We start from the raw sequence: 10,842 nt of genomic DNA, 5'->3' as shown, positions 1-10,842 counted from the left end.
CTCAACACCACCTCTCCCTGCCTCCGGCAGCCCCTCCAGGACCACCCCCGCCGCGGTTTCCCCTCAGCGAGCCGCGCATTCTATACGACTCGAGAGGACTGTCAAGACCTGTGTGACGACTCGGTTACGAAAGGGCTGAAGATCGCCACAGTGCCGGCGGGATCTAACGAACCTCGCGGTCCTTCCCGTCTTCGGCGAGATCGATGTACTTGAGATGGATGCGTTCGGCCTGCGCCAAGAGGGCAGGGAGGTCGCCGCTGTTGTCCAGGATGTCGTCTGCTAGGGCAAGACGTTCTTCACGGCTGATCTGGCTGGCGACAATGCGGTCGATTTCGCCGAGTGTCAGACCGCTGCGCCGACGCACCCGCTCGCGTTGTGCTCCCTCCGGGATATCGACGACGAGGACGCGATCGACGAGCGTGTGTTGGTTGGTCTCGAAGAGAAGCGGGATGACCAAGACGGCGTAGGGCGCGTCGAGCGCCGCAAGTCGCTCGAGCATCCGGTCTTTGATCCTTGGATGCAGGATGCCCTCCAGCCGGGTGCGTGCGTCCGGGTCGGAGAAGACCTGCATGCGCAAGGCATCGCGGTCGAGCCGCCCGTCCGGCCCGATGAGGTCGGCGCCGAAGGTTGCGGCGATCTCGGCGAGCGCCGGCTGCTCGGGCTCGGTCAATTCACGCGCGATGACATCGGTGTCGATCACGCCCGCGCCGCGAGCGGCCAATGCGTCCGCAACGGTCGACTTGCCGCTGCCGATACCGCCGGTCAAGCCGATTAGAAGCATCTCGTGGTCCGAATCCGTGCGCCGCCTCGCGGACGCGTTCAAAAGGAAACCCATCTAAACCGAGTGTGCCGGACGCGGTCTAGAGTCCCACCATCTGTAAGTAGGTCTGGTTGATCTGCTCTCCCCAGATCAGGCTGATCCAGCCCGCTGCCGCGAGAAAGGGACCGAACGGCATGGGGGCGCCCCGCGCATGGCGGCCGCTCAGGATCAGTGCGAGCCCAAGCACAGCCCCGGTCAGCGCGGACAAAAGGATGATCTGCGGCAGGGACTGCCAGCCTAGCCAGGCGCCGAAGAGTGCCAGCAGCTTGAAGTCGCCGTAGCCCATGCCTTCCTTACCGGTGGTCAGTCGAAAAAGATGGAAGACGGACCAGAGGCTGAGGTAGCCAGCGACGGCGCCGATGATCGCCGAGTGACTGTCGGTGAAGACTGTAAAGAGGCTCAGGACCAAGCCGAGCCAGAGCAGCGGCAGTGTGATGCTGTCGGGTAGAAGCTGGGTGTCGAAGTCGATCACGGCAAGTGCGATCAGTGCCCAGGTGAGCAGGAGGGCGGGGCCGGTCTGCCAGCCGAGACCCAATTGCAGGACGACGATCAGTGTGAGCAGCGCCGTGAAGATCTCCACCAATGGATAGCGTAGACCGATCCCCGCGCCGCAGGCCGAGCATCGACCGCGCAGGAGAAGATAGCTCAAGACCGGGATGTTCTCGTGCGCGCGAATTCGATGACCGCAGTGCCCGCAGGTGGAGGGCGGATGGGCCAGCGAGAGCCGTTCTTGGTCCGGTGGCTCGGTTGGGTTCGCCGTGCCGGAGAGCTCGGCGCAGTCACGCGCCCAGTCGTCTTCGAGCATTCGAGGGAGCCGCAGGATGACGACATTGAGAAAGCTGCCGACGATCAGTCCGACGAGGATCGAGACCGCATAGAGCAGCAGCGGGGTTTGCTCGAAAACGTCAATCCAATCCATTCAGGGCCCCCTTGGCCGTCGAGTCGGTGATCAGTGAAAGCAGCTTTCCGAGCCGTATCCGCGACGGCGACCGGGCCGGAACGGCATGGGCAAGGTCCGATGCGAACTAAACCGCGTCCAGAGCGAGATGCGTCATTCTCATGTAGCGTTTGGCTTCGGAGATGTCTTCGGTCTCGGTGAGACGCGGTTTAAAGTTAATATTTCTTAATACTTTAAACCGCGCCAACTCCGACAGTCGTCGGAGCTGGCCCGGCCGAACCACTCCAACGCATGACCCATACAGCACCGGGCGCGGTTTAAACGACCGAGGCCAGTTTGAAGATCGGCAGGTACATGGCGATGATCAGGCTCCCGACCAGGCCGCCGATAACGACCATGATCAGTGGCTCGAGCAGGCTGCTGAGACTGTCGACCGCGTTGTCGACCTGTTCCTCGTAGAAGTCGGCGACCTTCGCGAGCATGTCGTCGAGCGACCCCGACTCCTCCCCTATGGATGTCATTTGAATGACCATATGCGGGAACAGGTCCTGCTGGCGCATCGAGAGTTGCAGCGATTGCCCGGTGGCCACCTCTTCGCGCATCTTCAAGACCGCGTTCTGGTAGACGATGTTGCCGGTTGCACCCGAGACCGAGTCCAGAGCCTCGACCAGCGGCACGCCGGCGGCGAACATGGTCGAAAGCGTCCTGGCGAAGCGCGCGAGCGCGGCCTTGTTGAGGATCGGCCCAATGATCGGGATCTTCAGCGCCGTTCGATCGATCGCCTCGCGGAACGCGCGCGAGCGCTTGAAGGTATTGCCGATGACATAGCCGACCGCGCCGAGTCCGAGGAGGATCGCCCACCACCATTTCTGAAGTGCATCGGACAGGCCGATCACCATGAGGGTAAAGGCGGGCAGGTCCGCGCCGAAGCTCGCGAACAGATCCTTGAACTGCGGGATGACGAAGATGAGCAGAACCGCGCTCACGATGATGGCCACCGCGATGACCGCCACCGGGTAGAACATGGCCTTCTTGATCTTGCCCTTGATCGACTCGGTCTTTTCCTTGTAGGTCGCGATCTTGTCGAGCAGGACGTCCAGCACGCCGGCCTGCTCGCCGGCAGCGACCAGGTTGCAGACCAGGTCGTCGAAATACAGCGGATATTTGCCCATCGCCAGCGCCATGGCGGTACCGCTCTCGATGTCTTGCTTGATCCCCAGGATCAAGTCCTGCATCGCCGGGTTTTCGTGGCCGCGTCCGACGATATCGAACGCCTGCACCAATGGAACGCCGGCGGACATCATGGTCGCGAGCTGCCGGCTGAAGATGGCCAGATCCGTGCTGGTGATCTTCTTCTTGCGGCTGAAGAGCGGTTGGGGCTTTTTCTTGACCTTGGTCGGGCTCACGCCTTGCCGTCGTAGATCGGCCCGCACCATCGTCATGCTGGCCGCGCGGGTCTCGCCCGTCACCTTGGCCCCGCGCCTGTCGCGTCCTTCCCAGGTGAAGACGTAAGCCTTCTCGGCCTGCGATTTGGGTTTCGGCTTTGCTTTAAGTGCGGTTGCCATGAGCGTTCTCGTCACTCCTTAGTGACTCGGTTGAGCTCCTCGAGGCTCGTCATCCCCTCTTTGACCTTGCGCAGACCGGATTCCCGCAGGTCCGCCACCCCTTCGCGATGGGCCTGCTCGGCGAGCTGCATCGAGTTGCCCCCCTCGAGAATCAGCCGCCGGATCGACTCCGACACCGGCATCACTTGGAAGATGCCGACACGCCCGCGGTAGCCCTTGGTGCAGCGATCGCATCCGACGGGTCCGAAGACGACGATCCCCTCCTCGATATCCGCCTCGCTGAAGCCCTCCTGGCGCAGTACCTCGCGCGGAAGGTCCTCGGGCGCCTTGCAGTGCGGACAGAGGCGCCGCGCAAGACGTTGGGCCATGATGAGCAGAACCGACGAAGCGATATTGAAGGGCGCAACGCCCATGTTGGCGAGACGCGTCAGCGACTGCGGGGCGTCGTTGGTATGGAGTGTGGAGAGCACCAGATGTCCGGTCTGCGCGGCCTTGACCGCGATCTCCGCGGTCTCCAGATCGCGAATCTCGCCGACCATGACGATGTCCGGGTCCTGACGCAGGAACGCACGGAGCGCTGCGGCGAAGGTCAGCCCCGTCTTGGGATTCATGCTGACCTGATTGATCCCCGGAACCTGGATCTCGACCGGATCTTCGACCGTCGAGATATTGATGTCTGGCTGATTCAAGAGGTTGAGCGCGGTGTAGAGGGATACCGTTTTTCCGGATCCGGTCGGGCCGGTGACCAGGATCATGCCGTACGGCTTGTGGATGGCCTCCAGGAATGCGGTACGCTGATCGAGCTCGAAGCCCAGTGCCTCGATGCCGACCTGAGCCGACGCGGAATCGAGGATCCGCAGGACAACCTTCTCGCCGTAAAGGGTCGGCAAGGTATTGACGCGGAAATCGATGTCGCGCGTCCGACTGACCTTGAGCTTGATGCGTCCGTCCTGAGGGACACGACGCTCGGCGATGTTCATCCGGGACATCACCTTGAGCCGTGCGACCAGACGCCCGGCGATATTCATGGGTGGACTCGCCACCTCGCGCAACATGCCGTCTTGTCTGAAGCGCACGCGAAAGAACTTCTCGTAGGGCTCGAAGTGGATGTCCGAGGCGCCCGCCGAGATGGCATCCACCAGCACCTTGTTCACGTACCGAACGATCGGCGCGTCGTCGATGTTGATGTCGGCGTCTTCGCGCAGATCCTCGTCGTCCGGGGTGATCTCGAGCTTCTCCAGGTCCGCGTCCATGAGCTCGGTCATGGTCGTGTCCTGGGCCTCGATCGCGGTCTCGATCGCGGCCTTGAGCTTGTCCTCTTCAACCAGCACCGCGTCGGTCGCCAGCCCGGTGTTGAATCGGATCTCTTCGAGCGCCTGATCGTTGGTCGGATCGGACAGGGCCAGGAAGAGGCGGTTGCCGCGACGGAAGATCGGCAGCGCCCGGTGCTTGCGAACCAGTCGCTCATCGACCAGGTTCACCGGAAGGTTCAGCAAATCCAGTGCATGCAGATCGAGCAGCGGCACCCCGAACTCGTGCGAGGCTGCCACGGCGATACGCCGACTGTCGAGCAGCTTCTGCTCGACGAGATACGAGACGAAGGCTTGCCGGCGGCGGGTCGCGTCGTCGTAAGCGGCGATCGCGTCACGCTCGGAGATCAGGTTGTCGCGCACCAGGCGCAAGGCGAGTCCCGAGAGCTTGTTCTTGGCTGATTGGTCCGTCGCCATGGCTTGTCTGTCGTCGCGCGTCAGCGGTTGACTGAAAATGCGAGTCGGACATTGCTCGCGACCAGGCCGTTGTCCTTCTGCTCGCTCTCGTTGAGATAGAACTCGAGCACCGTCTCACGGCTCATCAACATGTCCTCGGTGACATCGTCGGCCAACTCGTTGACATGGCAAAAGACGCTGATGTAAGGCGAATCCGCTTCCCGTGGATCCGTCACCCACAGCGAGGGCGAGATGCGGTCCATGATCCTCAAAAAACCATAACCCTTGTCCGCAAACCACTTGGTGCAGACCCCGCGCACGCAGGATCCGGGCTTGCCCCACTCGTTGCGCGGCTCGTAGGAGATCGGCAGCAGATCGGGGATCAGGAATCCGGAATAGTAGGCGTCGACCTGTTGCTGAAGTTGGCGCGAGACGTTCTTGAAGCCCATCAGCTCGACCCGGCAGCCGGTATTTTGCAACGCTTCGACGACTTGAAGAAAATCGCCGTCGCCCGTCACCAGCAGGACTTGATCGAGTTTGTTGGCCTGAAGCATGGCATCGACCGCCATGTCGAGATCGGCGTTGGCCTTGGTGGTGACGTTGCCGCTTTCGTCAGTATAACGCCGGACCAGTTTCACGGTGATCTTCCAGCCGAAGTCCCGCACCATCTGCTGGTAGGTCTGCGCCTTTTTCTTGTATTCCATGTCCTCGCGAGCCCGCTCGGCGTCGAAGGCCATGTAGGTGTTCAAGCGTTGCAGGATGCCGCCTTCACGTGCCGCGAAGCGTCGCAGCACGTCGTAGCGCATCTGAAAACCGCCGTTGTAGCGGACATTCTCGGCATCTACGAAGACGCCGACTCTGAAACTCGAGCTCATATTGACCGCGCTTTTACATTATGTGCACGGCCTCGCAGCCATCGGTCCCGCAGGTGTCGAGAGCGATGGCCGCGGGTCGTGCGGTTCGGTTCCGCGAACCGTTTCGTTTGGGCGATCGCCCCTGCCTCGCGACGCAGGCGATCGGCCGCGTTCCTCTACTTGTTGAGGCGATTCTCGATCAGGTCATTCACCACCGTCGGATCGGCCAAGGTCGAGGTGTCGCCGAGCGAATCGATCTCGTTGGCGGCGATCTTGCGCAGAATCCGGCGCATGATCTTGCCCGAACGGGTCTTGGGCAGGCTGGGTGCCCACTGGATGATGTCGACGATGGCGATCGGGCCGATCTCGCCGCGGACCATGGCCACCAGCTCCTTTTTCAGCTCGTCGGTTGGCTCGATGCCGGACATCGGGGTGACATAGGCATAGATGCCCTGGCCCTTGAGGTCGTGTGGGTAGCCGACCACGGCGGCCTCGGCGACATGCGGATGCAGCACCAGCGCCGATTCGATCTCGGCGGTACCGAGACGATGGCCAGAGACGTTCAGCACGTCGTCGATGCGCCCGGTGATCCAGTAATAGCCGTCCGCGTCGCGCCGCGCGCCGTCACCCGTGAAGTAATACCCCGGATACTGCCGGAAATAGGTGTCGGCAAAGCGCGCGTGATCGCCATACAGGGTACGCATCATCGCCGGCCAAGGACGCGACAGCACCAGCGCGCCCTCGCCGGGGCCTTCGATCAGGGTGCCTTCAGCCGGGTCGACCAGCGCCGGGACCACACCGAAGAATGGGCGCGTGGCCGAGCCTGGTTTGAGCGCCGTTGCGCCGGGCAGCGGGGTGATGAGATGACCGCCGGTCTCGGTCTGCCACCAAGTGTCGACGATCGGGCAGCGCTCGTCGCCGACGATGCGGTAGTACCACTCCCAGGCTTCCGGGTTGATGGGCTCGCCGACCGAGCCGAGGATGCGCAGCGATTTGCGCGAGGTCTTCTTGACCGGCTCCTCGCCGGCGCGCATCAGCGAGCGGATGGCGGTGGGCGCGGTGTAGAAGATGGCGACATTGTGTTTGTCGATGACCTCCCAGAAACGCGACATATCCGGGTAGTTCGGGATGCCCTCGAACATCAGCGAGGTGGCGCCGTTGGCCAGCGGCCCATAGACGATATAGGTGTGACCCGTGACCCAGCCGACGTCGGCGGTACACCAGTAGACCTCGCCTTCCTGATAGTCGAAGGTGTACTTGTGAGTCATGGCCGCATAGACCAGATAGCCGCCGGTGGTGTGCTGCACACCCTTGGGCTTGCCGGTGGAGCCGGAGGTATAGAGGATGAAGAGCGGGTCTTCCGCGTCCATCTCCTCGGGCGCGCACTCGGCGGACGCTGCGGCGATGGCCTCGTCGTACCAGATGTCGCGGCCCTCGGTCCACTCGACCTTGCCGCCGGTGCGCCGCACCACGACCACGGTCTCGACGTTCGGGCATTCGAGCATCGCCGTGTCGGCGTTTTTCTTGAGCGGGATATGACGTCCGCCGCGCACGCTCTCGTCGGAGGTGATGACCAGCTTGCACTCGGAGTCGAGCACGCGGTCGCGCAGCGAGTCGGGCGAGAAGCCGCCGAAGACGATGGAATGCACCGCGCCGATGCGGGTACAGGCCAGCATGGCGACGGCCGCTTCGGCGATCATCGGCAGATAGATGCAGACCCGATCGCCCTTTTTGACGCCGCGTGATTTGAACACGTTCGCCAGTTTGCAGACCTCGGCGTGCAGCTCGCGATAGGTGATCTTGCGGTCTTCCTCGGGATTGTCGCCTTCCCAGATGATGGCGACCTGATCGCCGCGGGTGGCCAGATGGCGGTCCAGGCAGTTGTAGGAGACATTGAGCTTGCCGCCTTGGAACCACTTGATGTGCAGGTCGTCGGCCTGGAAGCTGTAGTCCATGACCGAATCCCACGGCTTGGACCAAGTCAGGAATGTCTCGGCCTGCTCGGCCCAGAACCCCTGCGGGTCGTCGATGGACCGCTGATACATGGCGGCGTACTGCTCGGCGTTGACATGGGCCTTGGCGGCGATGTCAGCAGGAACCTGGTAGACCTTCTCTTCCGACATGGTTGTTGTCTCCTCGAGGTGGTGGAGTGAGCTGTGCCGGCGCAACGCGTGCTTTCTTGGGTGCCGGCGGACGCGAACGACTAATAGTAAACGCTCCAATAGGGCGCAGCCAGCCGGGATATACCGGGGGCTACTCGGGGGCCTAAGGTCTCAGCACAGGAAATCCCGCAGCGGGAGTCCGTCGCCGTTGTCTCGATAGGCGGCCTGGGCGAGGAACAGCTCGGCCGAAGCCAGGGCATCGCTCAGCGCATTGTGTGCGCTGTAACGGGGCAGGTTATAACGATCGCCGAGCGCATGCAGGCGCAGATCGGATGCCTTGAACGGGGTCTGGCGTCGCTCGAAGGTTCGATAGGCCAATGTTTGGGTATCCACGACAGGCATCAGGAGTCCCTGCTTCCAAAGCCGCTTGCATGCGTTGCTCAAGAAGCCGCGCTCGATGCGTGCGTGATGGGCAATCATCACCTTACCCGCCAGGACATCGAGAAGCTCTTCGAGGACGTCGGCAAGCTCGCTGCCTTCGGCGGACTCGTCGTCCGTGATCTGGTGGATGATCGCCGTCGCCTCGGGGATGGAGCGATCGATCCGCACCACCCGATGGCGGGCGCTCGACAGGTCGATGGAGGTGCCTTTGACCCAGACATATCCAACGCTCAGGATAAGATCGTTGGCGAGGTCCAATCCGGTTGTTTCCAGATCGATGGCCAGATAGTCCACCTCCCGATAGTCCGTTTTCGGCGGCGCAAACGGATGTTCCAGGTAGGAGCGTAAGGGCCCCGGCGGGGTCCGGTGCAGTTGCCAGCGGCGGCGCCAATCGAGCAGTCGCGACATGGTCGGGGCCTACGCGAAGCGCCCGGCTTGATAGCGCTGTCCGAGGGACTCCTGCATCGTGTTGATGAGGAGAAAGGCGTCCTTGAGATGCCCGCGCTCGAGCGGAGACAGCTCGTCCGGCGACAAAAAGTTATCCGCCTTCCTCCCGTGCGCGAGCTGATTGGCCTGATGGCGCATCCGCAGTGTTCCGACCAGCTCGATGGCATCGGTCAGGTTCGCAGCTCCGTCTTTGCTCAAGGTCCCGTGCTCCGCGGCGGAGCTCAGGCGCTCGATGGTATTGGTCTCGGGTAGTCCGCCCGAGAGCGCGTAGATACGGGCCAGGTCGACGATCGGCACGATGCCCTTGTGCTTGATATCGAAGGTGTGGTCGTGGTCGCCGCCCTGGATCAGCACGATGTTGCGGAAAAACCCCAACGGGGGCCGGTATTTGAGCGCGTTTGCGACCATGTAGGCGACGAAGATTCGATTCGCCTTGGAGCGCTCGAGGACACGCTCCTGCAGCTCGGGGAAGAGATTGTCCGGATCATGCACAGCACGCAGGTCGAAAAAGACGTTTGCGAGCATCAGGGAGTTGGGCTCGGGCTTGAGGATCCAATTCGTGAAATATTTATGCCAGATTCTAAGGGGTTGGCGCCATTTCGGATTCGAGGCCATGACATCGCCCGGGCAGTAGACGAAACCGCAGGCGTCGAGGCCGTCGTTCACGATCTTGGCGAGTGCCGCGAAGTAGGCGTCGTCGTCCGGTTTGGCGTGGTCCGCGATCAGGAGGGCATTGTCTTGGTCGGAGTGCGAGGACTGCTCGCGGCGTGCCTGCGAGCCCCCGACGATCCAGGCGTAGGGGACAGGCGGGTTGCCGAGGTCCGCCTCCGCCAGAATCAGCAGACGCTGCGTAATGGCGTCGGTGATGGCGCTGATGGCCTGACCGACGTGGTTTGCGGTCGCTCCCCCGTTGACGAGGTGAACCTGAAGCTCGGGGATCTTGGCGCTGATCTGCACCAGCGTCTCGATCGAGGTCGCGCGATGGATGTCGCCGACCAGATACACGGCGTTGGCGCTTTGAAAGCGCGTGAGATCCGTTGTCGAGATCAGTCCTGCCACACGCTGACCGTCCAGCACCGGCAGATGATGCACATTCAGGCGTGTCATGGTGATCAGGGCCTGGAAACCCAGCGTGTCGACCTGTGCGGTCTGCAGCTTCTCGGTCATGATCTCGCTGACCGGGCGGTCGGTCGACAGACCGACGGCGACGCAGCGGCTACGCAGGTCGCGGTCGGTGATCATTCCGGCGAGCCGATCACCTTCCATAATCAGAAGCGAGGAGACGCGGTGCTCGGACATCACCTGCGCGGCCTCGCGAATGCTCGTCTCCGGGCTCGCGACGATCGGCGTGCGGTTGATCATATTGCCGATCTGCACCGTCATCAGGCCGGTGCCGGCGGCCGGCGCGTCCACCATGATGTCCAGCGCCTTGCGCAGCCGACTGGAGATGGATTGGTCGAAATGCTCCGCGAATTCAGCGTGCTGCTCGCGCAGATCCGCCAACTCGGCGCAGGGTAGGGCGTAGACGAGGGTATCTTCCGAGGTGTTGCCGAAAAATCGACCACCTTCCGGCGTAGGCCGACAGGGCATGTCGCACAAATCACCCTCGGCCAGCTTGCCGACCAGCTCGCCGTTGGCGTCACGCAGCTCCACCGCGCCGCGGCGCAGGAGATAGACGCAGAGCGGGTCGGCGTTTTCCGGCGGGAAGGGTGAGCCGCGGCGAAAATAGCGCACCGAAAGGCGCTGGGGAAGGCGTTCGAGCGTGTCCTGCGGCAGTTGAGAGAACGGCGGGTGACTGGCCAGGAAGTCTCGGATCTCGATCAGCTCGATGTTCATGGCGCGGCACCCTCGGTCTGTCTCGGCGGCTTGGCCGGGCTCGGCAGGCCCAGTCTCAATGAAAAACCCCGCCGAAGCGGGGCTGAAAACTTCTCGAGGTTGCCCCGAGGTCATCGCCTCGGGGCATTCGATCAGGTGCAGGCGGTGATCACGCTTCGAGTGCCTGCACCTCG

At 62.7% G+C, this 10,842-nt stretch carries 8 protein-coding genes; all 8 read right to left on the bottom strand.

Features of this window, described 5'->3' with window-relative positions; translation table 11 throughout:
• Nucleotides 1–163 precede the first annotated feature (163 nt).
• Nucleotides 164–781, bottom strand: coding sequence for a dephospho-CoA kinase (coaE, locus tag BLV04_RS10820; RefSeq protein WP_093031302.1), 618 nt, complete (start codon nucleotides 779–781; stop codon nucleotides 164–166).
• A 79-nt stretch (nucleotides 782–860) separates the two neighbouring features.
• Entirely contained in the window at nucleotides 861–1,739 is an 879-nt protein-coding gene (locus BLV04_RS10815) for a prepilin peptidase (protein WP_093031299.1), read from the bottom strand.
• 296 nt (nucleotides 1,740–2,035) lie between these two features.
• Nucleotides 2,036–3,283, bottom strand: a complete 1,248-nt coding sequence (locus tag BLV04_RS10810) for a type II secretion system F family protein (RefSeq protein WP_093031296.1) — start codon at nucleotides 3,281–3,283, stop codon at nucleotides 2,036–2,038.
• A gap of 11 nt (nucleotides 3,284–3,294) precedes the next feature.
• The gene (gene pilB / locus BLV04_RS10805) at nucleotides 3,295–5,010 is read right to left on the bottom strand and encodes a type IV-A pilus assembly ATPase PilB (RefSeq protein ID WP_093031293.1); all 1,716 of its coding nucleotides are present in this window, start codon (nucleotides 5,008–5,010) and stop codon (nucleotides 3,295–3,297) included.
• Nucleotides 5,011–5,030: 20 nt separating this feature from the next.
• Entirely contained in the window at nucleotides 5,031–5,864 is an 834-nt protein-coding gene (locus tag BLV04_RS10800) for an NYN domain-containing protein (protein ID WP_093031290.1), read from the bottom strand.
• A gap of 155 nt (nucleotides 5,865–6,019) precedes the next feature.
• A complete protein-coding gene (acs, locus tag BLV04_RS10795) occupies nucleotides 6,020–7,966 on the bottom strand; it encodes an acetate--CoA ligase (protein WP_093031287.1) in 1,947 nt (648 codons plus the stop codon).
• A gap of 150 nt (nucleotides 7,967–8,116) precedes the next feature.
• Complete coding sequence (locus BLV04_RS10790) at nucleotides 8,117–8,794, bottom strand: exonuclease domain-containing protein (RefSeq protein ID WP_093031284.1); 678 nt, start codon at nucleotides 8,792–8,794, stop codon at nucleotides 8,117–8,119.
• A gap of 9 nt (nucleotides 8,795–8,803) precedes the next feature.
• Complete coding sequence (locus tag BLV04_RS10785) at nucleotides 8,804–10,669, bottom strand: putative nucleotidyltransferase substrate binding domain-containing protein (RefSeq protein WP_093031280.1); 1,866 nt, start codon at nucleotides 10,667–10,669, stop codon at nucleotides 8,804–8,806.
• Nucleotides 10,670–10,842: the final 173 nt, after the last annotated feature.

Source organism: Thiocapsa roseopersicina (genome assembly GCF_900106925.1).
Lineage (GTDB): Bacteria > Pseudomonadota > Gammaproteobacteria > Chromatiales > Chromatiaceae > Thiocapsa > Thiocapsa roseopersicina.
Note: the sequence above shows the minus strand (reverse complement) of the source record. Positions and strands in the feature narration are given on the sequence as shown.